This is a genomic window from Streptomyces glaucescens (assembly GCF_000761215.1).
Lineage (GTDB): Bacteria > Actinomycetota > Actinomycetes > Streptomycetales > Streptomycetaceae > Streptomyces > Streptomyces glaucescens_B.
On the sequence record NZ_CP009438.1, the window covers coordinates 2,682,380 to 2,704,362 of the forward strand.

Consider the following 21,983-nt stretch of genomic DNA (forward strand, 5'->3'; position numbering starts at 1 on the left):
CTGTCGGGACGCCCAGGTGCGGAGGATCGTCGTAGCCCTCAGTCGGCGATGGTAGCGCATTCCGGTGTGATCTTCTTTTAGGGCACAAGAAAGCCCCGTCTCAGTCGAGTTGGGACGGGGCTGACTCTGCGTCGGGTCACCGGGGCGCTGGCCGGCTCGGGTTGGGGAAGTCGTTGTCCCGGCAGCGGTAGCACTCGCAGAGCGGCCACCGGGTGTCGATCAGCGGCAGATTCGGCATGGTGTCGATGGACCACTCCTGCGCGCTGACCTCGCGCATCTCCTTGGTGGCGGCGTCGTACTTGTACACCCGAATGCTTAACCCAGCCATGGTGGCCCCCTCGTTGTCCTGACCAGCAGGTATCGCGATATCCGCGAGATCGCGATATCGCATAAGACTGCGGTAGCGAGGGTTACCGCGTGATCGTACGGTCGAGGAGTGAGTGTCGATCTTGACCGTTCTCGTCCGGTCTGGCGCCAGGTGGCCGAGGTCATCAGCAAGCGGATCGCCGACGGGACCTATCCGCCGGGCAGCCGCGTGCCGGGCATTGTTGAGCTGAGCGCAGAGTTCGAGATCGCGGCCAGCACCGCTCAGAAGGCCCTGGCGCACCTGCGCGACACCGGCCAAGTGCGCACCGAGCTGGGTCTCGGCACGTTCGTCGCCGACTCGGAGTAGGCCGGCCAACGTCGACCGGTCCGAAGATCGGCCGGTGCTATCGGCTCCTGACGCTAACCTGAGTCGTGTGATACAGGGTCACTTCACGCGAACGGGGCGGGTGCGATGACGGGGAAGGTAAGCGGGGTCGCTTACGAAATCGCAGGCGCCATCGGTGCGCAGTTGGCTCGGCAGGCAGCGGAAGCCATTGCCTCGCGTGTGTGGCGGACCATCAGCCAACCCCGAGGTGAGCAGCAGGCCGAACGGGTCGTTCAGATCCAGAATGTCTTCGTCGATCAGCCCAAGGGTCTTGCCGAGAAGCGGCAGGACTTTCAGTTCGCCGTCCTGAACCACACGCTGAAGCAGTCTGAGTGGACCTTCCGCCTGAGTGTGGGGTTCATGGCTGGCGGTGCGGCGATCGTCTTGACGGGGGCAGCGCTGGCGTTGGTGCACGCAGGGAAACCCGACCGTGATTACCTACGGCTTGTGACGAGCTTGACGGGTGGGTTGATGACAGGCGGTGTCGGTGGCGCGCTGGCGCTCCACTCGAAGCGCACCATGGCGAACCTGGCCAAGGCGGCGGAAGAAAACGAGAAGAAGATCGACAGCGATCGCAACATCGAAGTGGCGATGACCTTCATTGATCGTGTCGGTGATCCGCAGGAGAGGGACCGACTCAACTCGGCCGCTGCGATGAAGGCGCTGGGCATGGAGGCCAAGCCCGAGACGATGGTCGACCGGCTGCTTCCCGACCAGCAGGCCAAGCAGATCGAGCCGGGAGATCCGACTGGCTGACAACTGGCGGAGCCGCCGCCGGGGGCACCCACGCCGTGAGACCTTGTCGCCATGCAGCTCTTACACATTGAGGCGTGGGTCGGCGACGGTTGGCAGCGGGTGGTCAGGCTGGGCGACTTCGAGCCGCCGAACGACGGCAGTTCGACGACCATTTGGTCAACGAACTTGAGACCTTCTTGGCGGCCAACCCCGGACCATTCTGGATCGATACCACCGTCAATCCGCACGGTGTGCTGTTCGGCCAAGGGGTGCCTCGCCTGTTCCGGCTGGTCTGGCTCTTCACGCAAAGCGAGAGGGCGCACCTGGACGGTGCGCCCTCTCAACGTTGTGCCGTTTACCCAGCTTCAGCCACGTGTACCACTGCGTTGGCGACACTTGCGGTAGCCATTGCTGTCAGAAAGATACGCATCCGACCACCGCCATTCTTCTTATTGTTTTCACTTACTCGACGTGCCTTACGGTTTTCCCTAATCCGCTGAGCCAATTCGAACAGGTCCCAGAGTAGAAAAATTACCGCAATTGGCGCCGCTGCCGGATTCGAACCGTGCATCGTGGCTGTAGCTTGGCAAGCGGCCCAACACTCTTAAGTGTAGCAGCAGTTGGCGAACTGACATAGGGTCAGCTATCGCCTGCTCAGGTGACGCTTCAGCGCGCGCTCCGATCGCCGTGGCATTCGAACAGCGGATTGAAAGTCGGCCTCGGCCACCATCGCTTCGACCAGACGCTTCCCTGCCAATTCGGCTGTTTCGTGTGCCGACTTCAACTTCGGCCATCTGGCGTCCGCCTCTTCTGCGGCGCTCGGGTCGGTCTCGGCCGTCTCGACCAGAAGCTTCCATTCTTGGTAGAGGCCGAACCACTCCAGGGATGACTGCGCGACCATGTTGTTGATCAGCTGGATTGCTGGTGAGCCGAACATTTCCAGCTGAGCCACGTTCAACCAGTATCGAGATTCATCGAAGTTATCCAAAAGCGCGTCTACTGGCTTCTTGGTTGCCATCACCCTTGACCAAGAGGCTTCTATGAGTCGCTGCCTTGCGATGACTTCGGCGTAGGCATCCATGCGCCGATCCCAGACACGGTGCGTGCGATCGCGGCTGCGGGTCAGTAGGTGTGTTGCCACGACTGCGGCTGTTGAGACAACAGACGTTACGGACGCGGCAATAAGGGTGGCTTCCCATGGTTGCAATGCCATGGCGGCAGCGTAGGCCGAGGACGGCCCTCCCGGGGCCTCGTCCGGGGATCTACGGCCGGACGCCCCGGGCGGGTACGAGAGGCCGCCGGAGACCCCACGGGAGGCCGGGACGATACATGCCCGGTGCCGCGTGCTAGCCGTCCGGCGTTCCGACCGTCGGGTCAGCGGCCTCCGGATTAGCCGGCCATAACCTCTCGTGCTTGGTGATCACGTCTCGTGACAGCCGCGGAGACCCGTCAAGCAGGTCAAGGGACTTGCTCCAACCGCAAGTCCGACAGGACTTGTGCCGGGCCGAAATCGCGTGGCCTACTGGGTGTCAGAACGGGCTCATAGCTGTCCGGCCCCCCGCCTTCTGTAGGCGGGTGATTGCAGCCGGGGAGCGGGGAGAAGCCTAGGAGCGGGCCGCAGCATGACGGCCCGCGAGGGTGGACCGAATCGGGGCCACGCCTGCCACTCACCGAAGTGCGAACAGTCCCTGACGGGGAACTGCCATGCCTTCACGCTCCCGAAGCCGCGTCTCGGTCTCGCGTGCTCGATGCGCGAGTGGTTTCAGGCGAACGGTCGGCTGGTGCCGGACGAGCTGACCGACGAGGCGTGGGCGCTGGTCGAGCCGATTCTGAAGGCGTGGGAGCCGCCGAATCACAAGCTGCGCCCCGGTCGCCTGATGCTCGATGCGATGTTCTACAAGGCGCGCACCGGGTGCCGCTGGGAGGAGCTGCCTGAGCGGTTCGGTCTGGGGAAGGGCATCCATTCGCGTTACAAGACCTGGCGCAACTGTGGAGTCTGGGACCAGATCATGGCCGCCCTGCCTGACACGGGTCAGCCGGTGTGGACGCCACCCCTGGTGCCGCCGCTGCGCGTCGAAGGGCGCGTCGATCCCCGCATGATGACCGGCGGGGGTTTCCAGGAAGGAGCGGTGTCCGGAGAAACAGGTGTGCCCGGGCCCGACCTGCACGTCCGGCTCGATGCGGAGGCTCGGCCCTCGGCCGCGCGGGGTCAGTGCGAGGGTTGCGGACGGGGTCGGTCCCTCCCGTCCGCCTCACCCACCACGGGCACGCGGTCCAGCGCGATCCCGAACCGCTCCCGGTACACCGCCAGCACCGCCTCGTCCTCCTCCTCCCCGTACTCGTGCTCCTCCCGCGCCCCGTCCGCCGCCGTCACCTTCAGCCGGCGCCCGCTCAGCGTGATCCGTCCGCCGTCCTCGGTGACCCGGGAGCACACCAGCGAGCGCACGAAGTGCGACTCGGGCGAGGTGGTGTGCCACCACGCGCCGGTCACGAAGTCGGCCAGCGCGCGCGGCCGGGTCTCCAGCCGGTACTCCGGCTCGCCGTCCTTCAGCAGGTCCAGGTCGGCCGTGTCCGCCGCACCGCCGCCCCGGACCCCCGCCGCGTCCGGCCCCGCCTCGACGATCCGGAACGAGCCGCCCGGATCGTCCTGTTCCGCCCGGTCCCGCCACGACAGCGGATAGTGGCTGTGCGCCCCGAACCCGACGTCGGCCAGCCAGTCCCCCGCGTCCGCCGTCCGCACCCGCAGCGCCATGTGGTCGTACGGGATGCCGAGCCCCCGCGGGCCGTGCACCCGCGCCGCCAGCAGCGTCACCCCGAATCCGAGCGCGTCCAGCAACGCGGCGAACGCGCCGTTCAGTTCGTAGCAGAACCCGCCCCGCCGCGCGCCCACCACCTTGTCCAGCAGCCGCTTCTCGTCGAGCACGACCGGCTCGCCGAGATGGATCGACAGGTTCTCGAAGGGGACCGTCCGCAGATGGCGCAGGTGCAGTTCGCGCAGGGCGTCGAGGGAGGGCCGGGCGGGGCGGGCGGCCCCCAGGCGGCCGAGGTACGCGTCAATGTCACTCGATTCCATCTCCTCAGTCTCGCGCCACCCTTGTCTCCCGACGACCGTGACGATCCACGCCGATCACCGCGATCGCCCCGCCGCGGTCCGTGCGGAGCACCGCCGCGCCCTGGGCCCGCAGCGCCGCCAGCGTGCTGGGCGCCGGGTGTCCGTACGGGTTGTCCTCGCCCGCGGAGATCAGCGCCAGGCGTGGCGCCGCCCGGCGCAGCAGCTCCGGATCCTGGTAGGCGGAGCCGTGGTGGGCGACCTTGAGGACGTCCACCCGGTCGATCAGCGCCGCCGCCGGCGTCCGCAGCAGCGCCCGCTGCGCCGGGGGTTCGAGGTCGCCGAGCAGCAGCATCCGCAGCCCCGCCGACCGTACGAGCAGGGCGACACTGGCGTCGTTCGGCCCTTCCGGCACCGGCCCCGAGGCCGGCGGCCACAGCACCTCCCAGGACAGGCCCCCGCTGCGCCGCCGCTCCCCGGCGGCCGCCCGCGTCACCGGCACCCTCCGCGCGGCCGCCTCCCGCCGGACGAACTCCGCCTGCTCCGCGGGTTCCTGGTACCCCGTCGTCTGGACGGCCCCCACCGTGCGGCCCCGCAGCACTCCGGGCAGTCCGGCGACATGGTCGGCGTGGAAGTGGGTGAGCACGACGAGCGGGATCCGGGTGATGCCCAGCCCGCGCAGGCAGCGGTCCACGAGCACCGGGTCCGGCCCGGCGTCCACCACCACGCCGGTGCCCTCGCCCGCCGCCAGCACCGTCGCGTCGCCCTGCCCCACGTCGCACAGCGCGAGCCGCCAGCCCGGGGGCGGCCACCCGGTGATCACCCGGGTCAGCGGGGGCGGCTGCACCACCGCGAGCACCAGCAGCAGCCCGCCGGCCACACACAGCCAGGGATGCCGCAGCAGCCGCCGCCCGGCCACCAGGACGGCCCCCGTGACAACCAGCAGCAGCCCCGCCCCCGCCCAGCCGCCCGGCCAGTCCACACCCGCACCGGGCAGCGCAGCCCCGGTCCGCGCGATGCCCGCGATCCACCCCGCGGGCCAGCCCGCGCACCACGCCAGCGCCTCCGCCACGGGCATCGCCACCGGCGCCGCCGCGAGCGCGGCGAACCCCAGCACCGTCGCCGGGGCCAGCGCGCACTCCGCGAGCAGATTGCACGGCACCGCCACCAGACTCACCCGCGCCGACAGCACCACCACGACCGGCGCGCACACGGCCTGCGCCGCCGCCGCGGCCGCCAGTGCCTCCGCCGGCCGGGACGGCATCCCGCGCCGGCGCAGCGCCGCGCTCCACCTCGGCGCGAGCGTCAGCAGCGCCCCGGTGGCCAGCACGGAGAGCAGGAAGCCGTAACTCCGTGACAGCCACGGGTCGTACAGCACCAGCAGCAGCACCGCCGTCGCCAGCGCCGGGATCAGGGACCTGCGGCGCCCGGTGGCCAGGGCGAGCAGCGTGACCGCGCCGCAGGCGGCGGCCCGCAGCACGCTCGGGTCCGGCCGGCACACCACGACGAACCCCAGGGTGAGCACTCCGCCGAGCAGCGCGGTCCCCCGCAGGGAGACGCCGAGCCGCGGGGCGAGCCCGCGCCGCTCGGCCCGCTGGGCCAGTCCGGGCGGGCCCAGGAGCAGAGCGAGGACGATGGTGAGGTTGCTGCCGGACACGGCGAGCGTATGGGCGAGGTCGGTCTCCTTGAAGGCCGCGTCCAGATCGGGCCCGATGCGCGAGGTGTCCCCCACCACCAGGCCCGGCAGCAGGGCCCGGGCGTCGGCGGGCAGACCGTCGGTCGCCTCCCGCAGTCCGGCCCGCAGCCGCCCGGCGAACCGCTGCGCGCCGGTGGGCCGCCGCACCACTTCCGGCCCCGCCCGGGCCCGCACCCGCAGAACGGCCGCGATCCGGTCCCCGCCCACGACGGCCGGCGCCAGCCGGCCCGTCAACCGCAGCCGTGTCGAGGGCAGCAGTCCGAGCCAGGACGGCCGCCCGGCCCCGTCCGCCCGCGTGCTCCCGCCGCCCGCGTCGACGATCACCAGCACCGGCGTCCGGGTCACCGTCCGCACGGTCACGGCCTGCGCCGTGCGGCCCGGCGCGGTGTGATCCCGCACCGGACGGTCGGGTGCCGTCCCGGCCGCGGGGTCCGGTGCCGTGGAGTCCTGCGACGAGCGGTCGGGTGCCGTGCCGGCCACGGAGCCGGGTGCCGTGGAGTCCTGCGACGAGCGGTCCGGGGCCGTCCCGGCCCCGGGGGCCGGTGCCCTGAGGTCCTGTGACGCCCGGTTCGGCGCCGTCCCGGCCCCGGGGGCCGGTGCCGTGCGGCCCGGTGACGTCCGGTCCGGAGCAGCCGCTGGGGGCGGCGCCGTGCCGTGTGCCGGCCGCTCCAGTACGGCGCGGACCTCTGCCCGCAGCAGCACGGACACCCGGGCGGCGTGATCGCCGGCGACCCGCGGCCGAAACGGCCGAGGGTCCCCGGTGACCTCCACCTCCGCGGTCACCGTGGCGTACTCCCGTGCCAGTTCCGGCACCGGTCCCCGGCGCAGGTCCGCCCCGTGCAGCCCGGCGGAGGCGGCAGCCGCGGCGACACAGACCAGCACGGCGGCCACGGGCACCCGAAGCCAGGCGACCCGCACCCGAGGCCGTGCGCCCGGCGCTCCGGGCCCGGCACCGTCCTCCGCTCGCCCACGGTCCGGGCGGCCCGTCCGACGCGCCGCCCACAGCAGGGCGACCGCCCCGGCCGAGCCTCCCGCGGCCACTCCGGCGGCCCACCCCGGCGGGGCCCCCAGCAGCAGCGCCGCCGTCAGCCAGGCGGCGAGCGCCGGTACGACCAGGCGCAGATCCGCGGGTCCCTCCTGCCGTGGATGCGGGTCGCCCAGTCGCCGCCCGGACGCCGCGTGCACCGCCGACCGTCCGGGGCGCCCCGCCGCCGCCCCGGAGGGACCGGGACCGGGCCCCGGGGACGTCTCCTCGGACCGGCCAGGCTCCGGAGAGGCCCGCTCGCCCCGGCCGGGGCCGAGCGGCGCCGCCCCGCGCCGACCGCCCGCCGAGACCTCCTCCCCGCCCTTCATGGCCGTACGAGATCCCGCAGGTCGGCGAAGCGCCGTTCGCCGATGCCGTCGACCTCGCGCAGTTCGTCCACCGAGCGGAAGCCGCCGTGGCGGGTGCGGTGGTCGACGATGTGCTGGGCGAGCACCGGGCCGACGCCGGGCAGGGTGTCGAGCTGCTCCACCGTGGCCGTGCTGAGGGAGACGGGTCCCGCCGGTGCCCCGCCCGGGACACCTCCGGCAGCTCCCGGAGCGGGACCCTGGGCGGGAGCGGGCCCGCCGACGACCACCTGCTCCCCGTCCACGAGGAACCGCGCCCGGTTGAGCCCGTCGAGGTCCGTGCCGGGCCGCACTCCGCCCGCCGCCTCCAGCGCGTCCACCACCCGCGCTCCCGCGGGCAGCCGGTGGATGCCGGGTTCCCGTACCTTCCCGCTGACGTCCACCACGATCTCGGGGCCCGGGGTGCTCGCCGGCGCGGAGGTGCCGGTCCCGGCCGGGGCACCCGCGGTCTCCGCCTGCGGCGCGACCGCCCCGGCGTGCGGGGCCGCCTCGACCACCTCCGGTGCCCGTACGGTCTCGGTCCGCCCGCTCCAGAAGTGCTGCACGGCGAATCCGGCGGCCACCACGAGCAGGACCGTCAGCGCCAGCACGCTCCGTCGTTCCAGCCCGACCCGGGCCTGCAGCCACACCGGCATCCGCTCCCGCACGGCGAGCCGCGCCCGGTCCCGCCAGGCCCCCGCCTCACCGGACTCCGGCGACCGCCGGCGCGCCGGGTCCCGGCCCTGCTCCAGGTCCCGCTCCTCCTCGTGCTCCCGCTCAGCCTCCGGCTCGACCTGGAACGCCGCGGCGCGTGCCCCGTCCGGCGTGGGCGGACCGGCTCCCGACTCGCCGAACAACAACCGTGCGCGGCGCCGCAGTTCGTCGGCCGACGGGTCCCGCTGCCGCACCGGCCTGCCGCGCGGTGGCGTACGGCGGGGAAGGGCGCGCCCGTCCGAGGCGGGAGCCCGGCCGGGGCCGCTGGTGGCGGACGTGATGCGTGTGCGTGCTCGAAGTGCCATGCGACGAGGATGGAGCAGCCCGGCGTCCTCGCGATGATCTTGCTCGTTTCCCGGGGACAACCCTGTGGTTGTGGACAACTCCGTCACTCACACGGCTGAACCGGACTGGGCCTGGATGCCTCAGCGTGAGGCGACCACAACTCCCAGCAGCCCGGGTCCCGTGTGGGCGCCGATCACCGCCCCGACCTCGCTCACGTGCAGTTCGCCGAGTCCCGGCACCCGTGCCCGCAACCGCTCCGCCAGGGCCGAGGCGCGGTCCGCCGCCGCCAGATGGTGCACCGCGATGTCGACCGGCGCGGCTCCCGCCCGTTCGGCGACGACCTCCTCCAGCCGGGCGATCGCCCTGGACGCGGTGCGCACCTTCTCCAGCGGCTCGATCCGGCCGCCGTAGAGCTGGAGCAGCGGCTTCACCGCGAGCGCGGACCCGAACAGGGCCTGGGCGGTGCCGATCCGGCCGCCACGGCGCAGGTACTCCAGGGTGTCGACGTAGAAGTACGCGGCAGTGCCGGCGGCCCGTTTCTCCGCCGCCGTGACGGCCTCGTCCACGGAACCGCCCGTCTCCGCCGCCTCGGCGGCCGCCACCGCGCAGAAGCCGAGCGCCATCGCGATCATGCCGGTGTCCACCACCCGCACCGGCACCGGCGCCTCCTTCGCCGCGAGCACCGCCGCGTCATAGGTGCCGGACAGTTCGGCGGACAGATGGAGGGAGACGATCCCGGAGGCGCCCGTCTCGGCGATCTTGCGGTAGGTCTGCGCGAAGAGTTCGGGGCTGGGCCGCGAGGTGGTGACGGGGCGTCGCTTCTGCAGTGCCTGGGCCAGCGAGCGGGTCGAGATCTCGGTGCCCTCTTCGAGTGCCCGGTCGCCGAGGACGACGGTCAGGGGCACCGCTGTGATGCCGTGCCGCTCCATCGTCCGCGGCGGCAGGTAGGCCGTTGAATCGGTGACGATCGCGACATGGCGGGACATGAGCTGGAGGTTACCTGGCGTAGCGCCGGGACCGCAGCCCGGCCCTCTCACCTGCGGCGGAACGAGGACGCGGCAGGCGGTGGGTCAGGTGGTGCTCTCGGGGCGGGGCTTCTTCTGCCACGGGTAGGCGGTGCGCGGGGCGGGCGGGGTGATCGCGGGGCGCTCCCCGGCGGGACGCTCCCCGACGGTCCGCGCCTGGGAGGTGTCCGGCCAGGTCTGCTGCTGCGTGGCCGCGTCGGCGCCTGCGGCCGGGGCTTCCGGCCAGGGCGGCGGGGTGGCGGAGGAGGACGAGGAGCCCGCGGGTTCCTCCGTCGTCCAGTGCCGCAACGCCCCGGCCTCGACGTCGATCTGGGCGCTGAGCGTGTCCAGGTCGTCGTCGGCGAAGCGGTGGGCGCGGTCGCGGGCGGCCCAGCGCAGGGCGTCCGCCGAGCGCGTGATGCGCTCGGTGCGTTCCCGCAGGGCGGGCAGCCGCTCGCCGAGCGAGGCCCGGTCCGGTTCGGACTCCAGGCGCCGCAGGTCGGCGTCCAGTTCGTGCCCGTGGACGCTGAGCCGCTGGAAGAGGGCGAGCGATTCCTTCAGGGACTCGTCCTCGGCGGCGCCGGCGTGCAGCGCGTCCTGGGTGGCCCGCATGGAGGTGCGCAGCCGGAGCCGGAGCTGGGCGATCTCGCCGGCCGGGCCGGGCTGGACGAAGGACTTGGCGCGCAGGGTGTGGTCCTCGACCGTGCGGCGGGCCTGGTCGATCGTGCGGTCCACGCCGCGCTTGGCGGCGCCGACGACCTTCACCGTGGCGTAGGCGCCCAGGGCGATGAAGAGCACGATGAGCAGGGCCACCACCGCGATCACTGCTTCCACTGCGCTCCTCCTCCGCCGATCGGGCCCGTCGCCCGGCGCGGCACGTGCCGCGCCGCTCCTCCACGGTAAACGCATCGGGCAGGCCCGGAGTTCCGCGACAACCCCGAACCTGCCCGTATCGAACCCCGAGCCCACCCCTAGGGGGCACCCGGGGCGCGGGCCGGCTCACGACCGGCGCCCGACCGGCGCCCGACCGGCCGATGCCCCGCCCGGATCCCGCTGACGTTCCGCTCGCGGCCGGCTCACGTTCCGCTCACGCCGGAACGATGTTCACCAGCTTCGGCGCCCGCACGATGACTTTGCGGATCCCGGCCCCGTCCAGTGCCGCGACGACCTTCTCGTCGGCCAGCGCGACCTTCTCCAGCTCCTCCTCGGAGATGGTGGGGGCGACCTCCAGCCGCGCCTTGACCTTGCCCTTGATCTGGACGACACAGGTGACGGTCTCGTCCACCACGTAGGCGGGGTCGGCGACGGGGAAGTCCTGGTGCACCACGGAGTCGGTGTGGCCGAGCTTGCGCCACAGTTCCTCGGCGATGTGCGGGGCCAGCGGCGCGACCAGCAGCACCAGGGCCTCGGCGACCGGGCGGGGCACGGGGCCCGCGGCCTTGGTCAGGTGGTTGTTCAGCTCGGTGACCTTGGCGATGGCGGTGTTGAACCGCAGGCCCTCCAGGTCGCCGCGCACGCCGTCGATCGCCTTGTGCAGGGCGCGCAGCGTCTCCTCGTCGGGCTCGGCGTCGGTGACGGTGACCTCACCGGTCGTCTCGTCTACGATGTTCCGCCACAGCCGCTGCAGCAGCCGGAACTGGCCGACCACCGCGCGCGTGTCCCACGGCCGGGAGACGTCCAGCGGGCCCATGGCCATCTCGTACAGCCGCAGGGTGTCGGCGCCGTACTCGGCGCAGATCTCGTCCGGGGTGACGGCGTTCTTCAGGGACTTGCCCATCTTGCCCAGCAGGCGGGTGACCTTCTCGCCCTGGTACCAGTAGGCGCCGTCGCGCTCCTCCACCTCGGCGGCGGGGACGGCGATGCCCCGGCTGTCGCGGTAGACGTAGGCCTGGATCATGCCCTGGTTGAACAGCTTGTGGAACGGTTCGGCCGAGGAGATGTGGCCCAGGTCGTACAGCACCTTGGACCAGAAGCGGGCGTACAGCAGGTGCAGCACGGCGTGCTCGGCGCCGCCGACGTACAGGTCGACACCGCCGTGCGGCCGGCCCTCGCGCGGGCCCATCCAGTACCGCTCGATCTCCGGGTCGACCAGCTTCTCGCTGTTGTGCGGGTCCAGGTAGCGCAGCTCGTACCAGCAGGAACCGGCCCAGTTGGGCATGGTGTTGGTCTCGCGGCGGTACTTCCTGGGGCCGTCGCCCAGGTCCAGGGTGACGTTGACCCAGTCCTCGTTGCGCGACAGCGGCGTCTCGGGCTGGGTGTCCGCGTCGTCCGGGTCGAAGGTGCGCGGGCTGTAGTCCTCGACCTCCGGCAGTTCCAGCGGCAGCATCGACTCGGGCAGCGCGTGGGCGACGCCGTCCTCGTCGTAGACGATCGGGAAGGGCTCGCCCCAGTAGCGCTGGCGGCTGAACAGCCAGTCGCGCAGCCGGAAGTTGACGGTGCCCTCGCCGATGCCGCGGGACTCCAGCCACGCGGTGATGCGCGCCTTGGCCTCGGCGACTCCCAGGCCGTCCAGGGAGATGTCCTCGCCGGTGGAACCGGTGATCTTCGCGTCGTACGAGGCGAACGCGTCGTCCCAGGTGGACGGGTCGGTGCCGCGGCCGTCCGAGGGCTCCACCACGCAGCGCATCGGCAGCTCGAAGGCGCGCGCGAAGGCGAAGTCACGGGTGTCGTGCGCCGGGACGGCCATGATGGCGCCGGTGCCGTAGCCCATCAGGACGTAGTCGGCGATGAAGACGGGGATCCGCTCGCCGGTGACCGGGTTGGTCGCGTACGCGCCGGTGAAGACGCCGGTCTTCTCCTTGGCGTCGGCCTGCCGCTCGACGTCGGACTTGGACGCGGCCTGCGCGCGGTAGGCGGCGACGGCCTCGGCGGGGGTGGCGTGGCCGCCGGTCCACACGTCGTGGGTGCCCTCCGGCCAGGCGCCGGGGATGATCGTGTCGACCAGCGGGTGCTCGGGGGCCAGCACCATGTAGGTGGCGCCGAACAGGGTGTCCTGACGGGTGGTGAAGACGGTGATGCGGTCGTCGCCGACGGGGAAGTCGACGCGGGCGCCCTCGGAGCGGCCGATCCAGTTGCGCTGCTGCAGCTTGATGGCCTCGGGCCAGTCCAGCGCGTCCAGGTCCTCCAGCAGCCGGTCGGCGTAGGCGGTGATGCGCATGTTCCACTGGCGCAGCTTGGCCTTGAAGACCGGGTAGTTGCCGCGCTCGGAGCGCCCGTCGGCGGTGACCTCCTCGTTGGCCAGCACGGTGCCCAGGCCGGGGCACCAGTTGACCGGCGCGTCGGAGGCGTACGCCAGCCGGTACCGGCCCAGGACGTCGGCCCGCTCGACGGCGCTCAGCTCGCTCCAGGGGCGTCCGCCGGGGACCTCCCGCTCACCCGACTCGAACTGGGCGATCAGCTCGGAGATCGGGCGGGCCTTCCTCGCCTCGTCGTCGTACCAGGAGTTGAAGATCTGCAGGAAGATCCACTGGGTCCACTTGTAGTAGTCCGGGTCGATCGTGGCGAACGACCGGCGCTTGTCGTGGCCCAGGCCCAGCCGTCGCAGCTGGGCCCGCATGTTCTCGATGTTGGCCTCGGTGGACACGCGCGGGTGCGTGCCGGTCTGCACGGCGTACTGCTCGGCGGGCAGGCCGAAGGCGTCGAAGCCCAGGGTGTGCAGGACGTTGTGGCCGGTCATGCGCTGGAACCGCGCGTAGACGTCGGTGGCGATGTAGCCCAGCGGGTGGCCGACGTGCAGGCCCGCACCGGAGGGGTACGGGAACATGTCCATGATGAACTTCTTGGGCCTGGCGGCCAGCTCCGGATCACCCGCCAGGTCGCCCTCGGGGTTCGGCGCCGCGTAGGTGCCCTCGGCGTCCCAGACGTCCTGCCAGCGTGCCTCGATCTCGGCGGCCAGGGCAGCCGTGTAGCGGTGCGGCGCGGCCACCTCGGCGGTGGCAGCGGGGTTCGTCTCGCTCATGATCCTCAAAGCTCCATCGATCGTCTCTGCCTGCGGCTTGTCGAGAAACGAAAAATCCCCTCGCACAGGAGGGGACGCCGCGCCGATTCCGGCCACTCGACTCGTCCGGTGGCCGGGACTGATCAGCGCGGCCCGCTAAGCAGAAGGCGTACGGCACGCATGGCGTCAGGGTACCGCAGCGCTCGGCCGGGCCGCGACGACGCCCGGAAGCTGAATCATGATCATGATTACTTCGCGTAACAACCCCTAAAGGGCATCGCAACAACCGGATTGTCGTTTGATAACAGCGCAATAACTCAAACCACGTACTCGCGGGTATGGCGCGACCTAGAGTGCGGCCCGGGACCGCTTTCCCGAACCGCTCGGAGTTGCCCCATGAACTCTCGTCGTAAAAACAGCTCGCTCGCCCAGCCCGGCCGGTCGGCCTACGGCGCGGCGACGGCTGCCGTGCTGGTCCTCATACCCGTGCTCGTACTGGCCGGAGGTGACACGTTCCGCGAGTTCCTCAACTTCGGCGCGGGCGTGCTGAGCCTGGTCTCGCTCTCCTGCTCGGTGATCTGGGGCCTGGTGGCCCAGGACCGGATCCTGCTCAACGCGCGCCAGCGGATCGTCGGGCAGGCGGTGCACCGGGTGACGGCGGTCGCCGCGATCGCGTTCCTGCTGCTGCACGTCACCACCAAGGTCGCCCTCGACCACGTCGGGCCCATCGCCGCGGTGCTCCCGTTCGCACTCGGCGTCACCGGCAGCGCCGGGCTGATCGGGCTGGGCTCCCTGGCCGGGCTGCTCATGGTCTTCGTGGGCATCACCGGCGCCCTGCGCGGCGCCTTCGCCTCCCCGGCCCCGGTCGCCGCCCGCTGGCGGACCATGCACATGCTGGCCTACCCGGCCTGGTGCGCGGCGCTGCTGCACGGCCTGTTCGCGGGCCGCCAGGCCAAGCCGGTCTTCGTGTTCCTCTACGGCCTGTCGCTGGTCGCCGTCATCGCGGCCCTGGCGCTGCGGTCGGCGCCCCGCCCGGTCAAGCGGCAGGTCGCCGACCGGCTCGTCGCACTGCTCGGCGACGCGCAGCGGCCCGACCGCGAGGACCTGGACGCCGCCCGCGCGCGGGCGGGTGCCGAGCCCTCCCCGCTGCCCGGCTACGACGTCCCGCGCGGCGGCCGCGAGCGCCCCGCCGAACCCGCCGCCGGCTTCGCCGCCGCCTACCGCGCGGTGTCCCGTCCCCGCCGGGCCCAGCACTCCGCCCCGGACACCCGGCCGACCGCGTCGCTGCCCCTGACGGACACCTCCTCGCCGCTCCGGACGGACACCGCCCCGCTGCCGCGCGTGGACCCGTCCTGGCCCATCCCGTCGCCGCCGCCGGTCGGCGAGGCGCCCCGGTCGGCCTACGACCCGCTCCAGGACACCGGACACACCGTCCCCGCCTATGGCGATCCGGGCACCGGCGGCTACCCGGGCACCGAGATGTTCGGCACCGTTGAGTCGAACACCCTCCACGGCACGTACAACCCGAACGACACGTACGACAACAGCGGTCCCGCCACGGAAACACTGCCCGGTGCGTCCTACGACTTCGACGCACCGGGTTCGGGCGAACCTTGGAACATGCCTTCCGGAGGCTTTAAGTGAACGAGGCCCTGCCCGACGTACCCGAAGTCCGCGTGGTCGGGCTTCCCCAGCTCACGTCGGGCTTCGACCTTGTCGAACGACTCGATCTGCCCATGCACCTGAAAGTGCACGGGCCGCTCGAACCGATGGGCGGCGAGCAGCTCGCGCAGCTCGCCGAACGCATCAATCTCAGGGGCCGCGGCGGCGCGGGCTTCCCCTTCCACAAGAAGCTGCGGTCGGTCGCCGAGTCGGCGATCCGCCGCGGCGTGCGGCCGGTGGTGGTGGTCAACGGGAGCGAGGACGAACCCGCCTGCCGCAAGGACACGGTGCTGATCAACCGTGCCCCGCACCTGATCCTGGACGGCGCGCTGCTGTGCGCCGAGGCCCTGGGCGCCCGCACCCTGGTGGTGGGGGTCACCCGGGAGTCCACCCAGCGCTCGATGGAGGCCGCGCTCGCCGAGCGCGGTCTGAGCAACGGGCGCAGATCGGCGCTCCGCGCGCGCGTGCAGCGCAATCCCGTGCGCATGGTCACCGGCGCCGCCGCCTCCCTGATCCGCTCGATCGACGGCGGCCCGGCCATCCCGCCCGGCCGCAAGATCAGCGCGTCGGTCAGCGGTGTGGGTGGCGCCCCGACGCTGCTGTCGAACGCCGAGACGTTCGCCCAGCTGGCGATCGCCGCGCGGATCGGCCCGGAGCGGTACGGCAACACCGGGCTGTACGACGAGCCGGGCACCGTGCTGCTCACCGTCTCCGGGGCGGTCGCCCGCCCCATGGTGATCGAGGTGCCCACCGGCGTGCCGCTGCGCTACGTCCTGCAGCTGGCCGGCGCCCCGCCGGTCCCGCAGGGCGTGCTGACCGGCGGCTACCACGGCAAGTGGATCGACGCGGCGACGGTGAACGAGGCGATCGTCTCGCGCAACTCGCTGGACGCGGTGGGCGGTTCGCTGGGCGCGGGGGCGATCCTGCCGATCGGCCAGGAGACCTGCCCGCTGGGCGAGTCGCTGCGGGTGGCGCAGTGGCTGGCCGAGGAGAGCGCGGGCCAGTGCGGCCCCTGCTACCTGGGCCTGCCGGCCGCCGCGCGCGGCATGGAGGACATCCTGAACGGCGGCGGGCCCGCCGCCCTGGAGGCGCTCAAGCAGGTCGCCAGGAACGTCAAGCGGCGCGGCGCCTGCTCGCACCCGGACGGCTCCGCGATGTTCCTGGAGTCGACGATCAAGGCGTTCACCGACGACCTCGCCGCCCATGTCCTCGGCAACGGCTGCGGACGGCCCGTGGAGGGCGTGCTGCCGCTCTTCGAGGGGGGCAGGGGCCCGACGGGCGTGCCGGGCGGCGGCGCGGCCGAGGAGAACGGACCCAGCCGGCAGAAGATCTACGTCGACTGGACGCTGTGCCGGGGGCATGGCCTGTGCGCCGACATCCTCCCCGAGGTCTTCGAGCTGGGCGCCGACGGCTTCCCGACCGTCGCCCAGGCGGCCGTGCCCCGGTACGCGGAGGCGAAGGCGCTGCGCGCGGTGCGCCGCTGCCCGGCGCTCGCCCTGCGGATCGAGGAGGACACCCGCTCCCAGCCCGCCACGCGCAATCTGCCGGTGCTGTCCCAGGGCCGCGGGCGCCGCGCGCTCGGCCGCTGAACGGCCGCGCGGGCGCCGGACGGCGGGCGCCTGACGGCGGGCGCCGAGCAGCCGGCGGCCGGCGGCCGCCGAGCGCGCCGGCACACGAAAATCCCGCCGGGTCGGTGACCCGGCGGGATGTGCTGTGGAGCTAAGGAGAATTGAACTCCTGACCTCCTGCATGCCATGCAGGCGCTCTACCAACTGAGCTATAGCCCCTTGCGGTGTGCCGTCCGCTTCGTTTCCCTTGCGGGTTTCCCTCGCGGCGACACAGAGAACATTACACGGTCCCCCCGGCGGAACACCAAATCGTTTCCGTTCTGCCCGAATATGAGCGCTATGGTCGGCCCCCGTGACCGTGATCGCGTTTCCGTGGGCCCGCCGCCGCGTGCCGGCCGCCCTCGGCGTCTGCCTGTTCTCCCTCGCGGCGTTCTGGAGCGCGCAGCGGGCCGCGCAGGTGTCGATGATCGACCTGATGGTGTACCGCGCGGAGGGCGCGACCGTCCGCGCGGGCGGCGATCTGTACGCACTGCGGACCACGACGGCGCAACTGCCCACCACCTACCCGCCCTTCGCGGCCCTGCTGTTCACCCCGCTGACCCTGCTGGACGGCGCGGGCCTGCGCACCCTGGCGACGGCCGGCAACCTCGCCCTGCTGGTCGCGTTCGTCCGGCTGTCGCTGCGGCTCGTCGGGCACACGCGCGCGGACACCGTCTGGTGGGTCACGGCGGCGGCCGTGTGGTGCGAACCGGTGTGGACGACGCTGCGGTACGGCCAGGTCAACCTGGTGCTGGCCGTACTGGTCCTGTGGGACCTCACCCGCCGCCGCGGTGACCGGCTGGCCGGGCTGGGCATCGGCCTGGCGGCCGCGGTGAAGCTGACGCCCGCCCTGTTCGCCGTGTTCCTGCTGGCCACCGGTGTCCTCGCGCACCGCGCGGGCGGCCGCGGCGCCCCCTGGCTGCGCCACGCGCGCGGGGCGGCGATCGCGTTCGCCGGCGCCACCCTGCTCGCCGCGGCCGTCCTGCCGTACGACTCCTGGCGGTTCTGGAGCCGCATGGTCTTCCGGGCCGGCCGGGTCGGGCACGCGGAGGACACCGCGAACCAGGCACTGCGCGGTGTGCTGGCCCGCGCGCTGCACCTTCCGGAGCCGGGGGCCGCCTGGGTGGTGCCGGCGGTGCTCGTCGGTGCCGCCGGACTCGCCGCCGCGGTCGCCGCGGAGCTGCGCGGGCGGCGCGCCTGGGCGGTGCTGGGGTGCGCGGTGACGGCGCTGCTGGTCAGCCCGGTGTCCTGGTCGCACCACTGGGTGTGGTGCGTGCCCCTGGTGCTGCTGCTCGCCGCCCGCGGCCACCGCGCGGGTGCCGCGGCCGCCTCGCTGGTCTTCTGCTCGTACGGGCTGTGGTGGGTGCCGCACGGCGACGGGCGGCCCGAACTGCGCCAGGGCGCCGCCGAGTTGCTGCTCTCCGGGCTCTACGCGGCGGCGGGCTGCGCCTTCCTGCTGTGCCTGGCGCGCGCCGCGTTCAGGCCGTCACAAACGAGTAGAACCGCTTGAGGGTGCAGTGCTCCTCCAGGAGGCGGCCGTAGATCGGCTCGCCCTCCAGTTCGCGGTACGTCTCGATGGGGTCGCCTTTTATGATCAGCGCCCGCGCGCATTCCTCGCACCAGTACTGGTAGTCGGGGTTCACCGGTTCCATGTCCCGGACGATCGGCGTACCGCTGCCGCACCAGTCGCACTTCCGCCTGTGGGCACCCATCGATCAGCTCCAGCTGTGGCCGCAGGCCGTGCACACGTAGGAGATTCCGCCGTTGTCGCCGAGGACTTGGGCCACGTGCGCGGAACCGCAGGAAGGGCAGCTGAGCCGGGTGGCCGTGGTCCGTATCAACGCTGCTCCGCCGAGGAGGTGGCCGACCTCCTCAGTGATGCTCGAAGGCATCGCTACTCCCTCCCGTCGGGCCGCGCCCCCTTCCGGCCGTTTGATTCTGCCACGACCGGACCGACACGGTCAGCGACGCCCGCGTACCGGTCCGGACACGGCACCGGCCGGCTGGGTCCCCGTAGAGGTATACGCCACTCGTGCCCCGGGCGTTCAAGGACGGGACGAGAAAATCCCGCCCCCCTTCAGGGGGACGGGATTCGTCCTGTGGAGCTAAGGAGAATTGAACTCCTGACCTCCTGCATGCCATGCAGGCGCTCTACCAACTGAGCTATAGCCCCTTGCGTTCTCCCCGCTCGGCGGGCGAACAAGAAGAACTTTAGCCTGCGACCTGCCGGAAAGTGAAATCCGGGTCCCCCGGGCGGTCGCGCCGCTCAGTCGTCGTCGCCCAGGACCGGCTCCGGCAGCGTGCCGGCGTTGTGCTCCAGCAGCCGCCAGCCGCGGGCGCTCTCGCCGAGGACCGACCAGCAGCAGTTGGACAGGCCGCCCAGGCTCTCCCAGTGGTGGGCCTCCAGGCCGAGCAGCCGGCCGATGGTGGTCCGGATCGTGCCGCCGTGGCTCACCACGACGAGCGTGCCGTCGTCGGGCAGCTTCTCGGCGTGCCGCAGCACCACGGGGGCCGCGCGGTCGGCGACCTCGGTCTCCAGCTCGCCGCCGCCGCGGCGCACCGGCTCGCCGCGCTTCCACGCGGCGTACTCCTCGGCGTACCGGGCGATGATCTCGTCGTGCGTCAGGCCCTGCCAGACGCCCGCGTAGGTCTCCCGCAGGCCCTCGTCGAGGGTCACCTCGAGACCGGTGAGCGCGGCGAGCTCGGCGGCCGTGTCCGCGGCCCGGGACAGGTCGGAGGCGATGATCGCGTCCGGCCCCAGGGAGGCCAGCAGCCGGGCGGCGCGGCGGGCCTGGGCCACACCGGTCCCGGTGAGTTCGACGTCCGTGGTGCCCTGGAAGCGGCGCTCCACGTTCCACGAGGTCTGCCCGTGCCGCCACAGGATGACGCGACGGCCGCGGCCCGGCCGGCCGGCGGTCACCTCACCGGTGGTGCTCACCGCCACTCACCGTCCGCCGCCGCCGCGTCCTCGGCGGCCTGCAGCTCGGCGTGCTCCGCGGCCTTGCCGCGGGTCGCGCGGGCGTCCTCGGGCAGGTCGATCTCGGGGCAGTCCTTCCACAGCCGCTCCAGGGCGTAGAAGACGCGCTCCTCGCTGTGCTGGACGTGGACGACGATGTCGACGTAGTCGAGCAGGATCCAGCGGGACTCGCGGTCGCCCTCGCGGCGGACCGGCTTGGCGCCGAGTTCCTTCAGGAGCCGTTCCTCGATCTCGTCGACGATCGACTTGACCTGGCGGTCGTTGGGGGCGGACGCCAGCAGGAAGGCGTCCGTGATCGACAGGACGTCGCTGACGTCGTAGGCGATGACGTCGTGCGCGAGCTTGTCGGCCGCGGCCTGCGCGGCGGTGGTGATGAGTTCGAGAGAGCGGTCGGTCGCGGTCACTACAAGGCTTTCCGTCGGCGGTCGTTTGTCCCTTCCAGGGTCTCACGACCGCCGACGGGGCCCTACGGCATTACGCGGGGCCCTCCGCGGCTACTGCGCGTAGTCCTGCCCGAGGACGACCGTGACGTCGGCGTTGCCGGACACCTCGCCCTCGGCGACCGCGCTCGCGGGCAGGCCCAGGGTCTTGGCGACCTCGGTGGCGTCCTGCCGGCCGGCGGGGTCGGCGTAGAGCACCCTCGACGCGCTCTCGGTGGAGGCCGTGCCGCCCTCCAGGAAGGTGAAGCCGCCGTTGAGGAGGACCACGCGGGCCTTCTCGGTGTTGTCCTTCGTCCCGGAGGCGTTGCGCACCGACACCCGGACGGCCGCGCCCTGGTCGGGGCTCTTCGCGGTGCCGCCGAGGATGTCCTTGACCACGCTGTCGCCGGCCTCGGCGGTCAGGGTGCCGTCGTCCTGGACGGGCAGCAGGGCGGTCTTGTGGTCGCCGCTCTTGGCGAGGTCGGACAGGGCGGCGAGGAAGGTGCCGAGGTCCTTGTCCGTGAGCGACGGGTCGAGGATCTGGGCCAGCGTCTGCACGGTGGTCGTCGCGGCCCCGGGGTCGGAGGACATCTTGCGCAGCACCCCGTGCATGACCTGGCCGAACCGCTCCAGCTGGGCGTTCGGCGACTCGCCCGGGGCGCGGTAGGTGGCGTAGGCGACGGCCATCTTGCCGCTGAGGGTCTGCTTCTCGCCCTGGCTGACCAGTGGCGTCCGGCCCTTCTTCCCGGCGGCCGGGTCGGGCACGTCGGTGTCGGTGTCGATCTCGATGTTGCCGACGAGGTCGACGAGGTTCTGCAGGTAGGGCGTGTCGAGCCGCCAGGTGCCCTGGATGGAGGTGCCGAGGACGGTGCCCAGGGCCTCGCGGGTGCCGGAGGAGCCGTCGTCCTCGACGGACTTGGCGAGGGTGGTGGTGGAGCCGTCGTCGCCGGTCAGGGCGAGGGAGTTGGGCAGCAGGACGGTGGTGCCCTGCTTGGTGGTGGTGTTGTCGACGAGCAGGGCGGTGGAGGTGCCGCCGCCCTTGGTGTCGTGCAGGTGGACGACGATCACGTCCCGCTTCTGGGCGCCTGCGGCGACGCCGGTGCCGGTCCCGCCGCCGGAGGAGGACAGTCCGGGCAGCTTCCCTGCGTACCAGAGCCAGCCGGCGCCGCCGGCCGCGACCAGGGCGAGGACGACGGCCAGGGCGATCAGCCGGCTCCGGGCGCGGCGGCGGGCCTCCTCGCGGCGCTCGGTGCGGTTCTCGGTGAACTTCAGCCAGTCGATGACGTCCTCGGAGTCGCCGTCGGGTTCCTCCACGAACGCGAACTGCTCGGTGCGGTAGTCACGGTCGTCGCGCTGCGCGCCGTCGCCCGGGGTCCGGTCGTCCGGTGTTCCGCCGCCCGGCGCGTCGTCCCACCGCGCGGCGTCGCGCGCCGGGGCGTCCTCGTCCTCGGCGGGCCGGGCCTGCTGCGGGATGTACGCCGTCTGCTCGGCGACCCGGGGCTGCTGCGGGGCGGGGGCCTGCTGCCCGTAGGCGTCGTACCCCTGGTGGCCGGGGTAGGAGCCGTAGGACGTGTCGTAGGGGTCGTAGGAGGGGGCCGACGGGGGCTGCGGGGCCGTCCCGTAGGGGTCGTAGGAGGGGGCCGGTGGCTGCTGGCCCGTGGTGTACGGGTCGTAGCCGTAGCCCTGGGGGTCCTGCGGGGCCGCCTGCTGCTGCCCGTACGGGTCGTACGGCGGCTGCTGCGCCTGCTGGTACACGGGCCGGCCGTACTCGTCGTAGCCGACCAGCTCGTACGGGCCGTCGCCCCCGTAGCCCGCGTCGTATCGGTCGTTCACCGGTGC

The 21,983-nt window shown here is 72.4% G+C and carries 17 protein-coding genes, 2 tRNA genes and 1 pseudogene; 6 read left to right on the forward strand and 14 right to left on the reverse strand.

Annotated elements, in window-relative coordinates:
• Window positions 1–136 precede the first annotated feature (136 nt).
• The gene (locus SGLAU_RS34400; RefSeq protein WP_162484292.1) at window positions 137–328 is read right to left on the reverse strand and encodes a hypothetical protein; all 192 of its coding nucleotides are present in this window, start codon (window positions 326–328) and stop codon (window positions 137–139) included.
• Between the two features lie 108 nt (window positions 329–436).
• Here SGLAU_RS34400 and SGLAU_RS11550 point away from each other — a divergent pair, with 108 nt between their 5' ends.
• Window positions 437–673, forward strand: coding sequence for a GntR family transcriptional regulator (locus SGLAU_RS11550; RefSeq protein ID WP_043500796.1), 237 nt, complete (start codon window positions 437–439; stop codon window positions 671–673).
• A 105-nt stretch (window positions 674–778) separates the two neighbouring features.
• Window positions 779–1,447 (forward strand): TRADD-N-associated membrane domain-containing protein, encoded by a 669-nt coding sequence (locus SGLAU_RS32885; RefSeq protein ID WP_052413714.1) that lies wholly within the window; start codon window positions 779–781, stop codon window positions 1,445–1,447.
• 622 nt (window positions 1,448–2,069) lie between these two features.
• Here the strand turns inward: SGLAU_RS32885 and SGLAU_RS35220 are convergent.
• On the reverse strand, window positions 2,070–2,639 hold the full coding sequence (locus SGLAU_RS35220; protein ID WP_159072775.1) for a hypothetical protein: 570 nt from the start codon (window positions 2,637–2,639) through the stop codon (window positions 2,070–2,072).
• 535 nt (window positions 2,640–3,174) lie between these two features.
• Between SGLAU_RS35220 and SGLAU_RS36210 the strand changes: the two are divergent.
• Window positions 3,175–3,426: pseudogene (locus SGLAU_RS36210) on the forward strand (transposase); the annotation flags it as partial.
• A 209-nt stretch (window positions 3,427–3,635) separates the two neighbouring features.
• On the opposite strand, the gene SGLAU_RS11565 reads toward SGLAU_RS36210, so the two are convergent.
• From SGLAU_RS11565 to leuS, 6 genes are all read right to left on the reverse strand, one after another.
• Window positions 3,636–4,499: an arylamine N-acetyltransferase family protein gene (locus tag SGLAU_RS11565; protein WP_043500802.1), complete on the reverse strand. Its 864-nt coding sequence runs from the start codon at window positions 4,497–4,499 to the stop codon at window positions 3,636–3,638.
• A 4-nt stretch (window positions 4,500–4,503) separates the two neighbouring features.
• Complete coding sequence (locus SGLAU_RS11570) at window positions 4,504–7,356, reverse strand: ComEC/Rec2 family competence protein (RefSeq protein ID WP_244315199.1); 2,853 nt, start codon at window positions 7,354–7,356, stop codon at window positions 4,504–4,506.
• Window positions 7,357–7,520: 164 nt separating this feature from the next.
• Window positions 7,521–8,558 carry a ComEA family DNA-binding protein gene (locus SGLAU_RS11575; protein WP_043500803.1) on the reverse strand — a complete coding sequence of 346 codons (1,038 nt, stop codon included), beginning with the start codon at window positions 8,556–8,558 and terminating at the stop codon, window positions 7,521–7,523.
• Between the two features lie 120 nt (window positions 8,559–8,678).
• The gene (locus tag SGLAU_RS11580) at window positions 8,679–9,524 is read right to left on the reverse strand and encodes a DegV family protein (RefSeq protein ID WP_043500806.1); all 846 of its coding nucleotides are present in this window, start codon (window positions 9,522–9,524) and stop codon (window positions 8,679–8,681) included.
• A gap of 84 nt (window positions 9,525–9,608) precedes the next feature.
• On the reverse strand, window positions 9,609–10,376 hold the full coding sequence (locus SGLAU_RS11585) for a hypothetical protein (RefSeq protein ID WP_078957685.1): 768 nt from the start codon (window positions 10,374–10,376) through the stop codon (window positions 9,609–9,611).
• 253 nt (window positions 10,377–10,629) lie between these two features.
• Window positions 10,630–13,500, reverse strand: coding sequence for a leucine--tRNA ligase (gene leuS, locus SGLAU_RS11590; RefSeq protein WP_043500810.1), 2,871 nt, complete (start codon window positions 13,498–13,500; stop codon window positions 10,630–10,632).
• 375 nt (window positions 13,501–13,875) lie between these two features.
• On the opposite strand from leuS, the gene SGLAU_RS11595 reads away from it, so the two are divergent.
• Together SGLAU_RS11595 and SGLAU_RS11600 are read left to right on the forward strand one after the other, a co-directional pair.
• A complete protein-coding gene (locus tag SGLAU_RS11595; protein ID WP_052413715.1) occupies window positions 13,876–15,123 on the forward strand; it encodes a hypothetical protein in 1,248 nt (415 codons plus the stop codon).
• The gene (locus SGLAU_RS11600) at window positions 15,120–16,730 is read left to right on the forward strand and encodes an NADH-quinone oxidoreductase subunit NuoF family protein (RefSeq protein WP_043500813.1); all 1,611 of its coding nucleotides are present in this window, start codon (window positions 15,120–15,122) and stop codon (window positions 16,728–16,730) included. Before SGLAU_RS11595 ends, SGLAU_RS11600 begins: the two co-directional genes overlap by 4 nt.
• 125 nt (window positions 16,731–16,855) lie before the next feature.
• Here the strand turns inward: SGLAU_RS11600 and SGLAU_RS11605 are convergent.
• Window positions 16,856–16,928, reverse strand: a tRNA-Ala gene (locus SGLAU_RS11605).
• A 133-nt stretch (window positions 16,929–17,061) separates the two neighbouring features.
• On the opposite strand from SGLAU_RS11605, the gene SGLAU_RS11610 reads away from it, so the two are divergent.
• Complete coding sequence (locus SGLAU_RS11610; RefSeq protein WP_043500815.1) at window positions 17,062–18,258, forward strand: glycosyltransferase 87 family protein; 1,197 nt, start codon at window positions 17,062–17,064, stop codon at window positions 18,256–18,258.
• Here SGLAU_RS11610 and SGLAU_RS11615 read toward each other — a convergent pair.
• The 5 genes from SGLAU_RS11615 to SGLAU_RS11635 form a co-directional block, all read right to left on the reverse strand.
• Window positions 18,227–18,400, reverse strand: coding sequence for a hypothetical protein (locus SGLAU_RS11615; protein ID WP_004001335.1), 174 nt, complete (start codon window positions 18,398–18,400; stop codon window positions 18,227–18,229). The two genes, SGLAU_RS11610 and SGLAU_RS11615, sit on opposite strands and share 32 nt — an antisense overlap.
• A gap of 448 nt (window positions 18,401–18,848) precedes the next feature.
• Window positions 18,849–18,921 (reverse strand) — tRNA-Ala (locus tag SGLAU_RS11620).
• 93 nt (window positions 18,922–19,014) lie between these two features.
• A complete protein-coding gene (locus SGLAU_RS11625) occupies window positions 19,015–19,686 on the reverse strand; it encodes a histidine phosphatase family protein (protein ID WP_043506518.1) in 672 nt (223 codons plus the stop codon).
• Entirely contained in the window at window positions 19,683–20,129 is a 447-nt protein-coding gene (gene rsfS / locus SGLAU_RS11630) for a ribosome silencing factor (protein WP_043500817.1), read from the reverse strand. Before rsfS ends, SGLAU_RS11625 begins: the two co-directional genes overlap by 4 nt.
• A gap of 90 nt (window positions 20,130–20,219) precedes the next feature.
• Window positions 20,220–21,977, reverse strand: coding sequence for an LCP family protein (locus SGLAU_RS11635; protein ID WP_043500819.1), 1,758 nt, complete (start codon window positions 21,975–21,977; stop codon window positions 20,220–20,222).
• Window positions 21,978–21,983 lie beyond the last annotated feature (6 nt).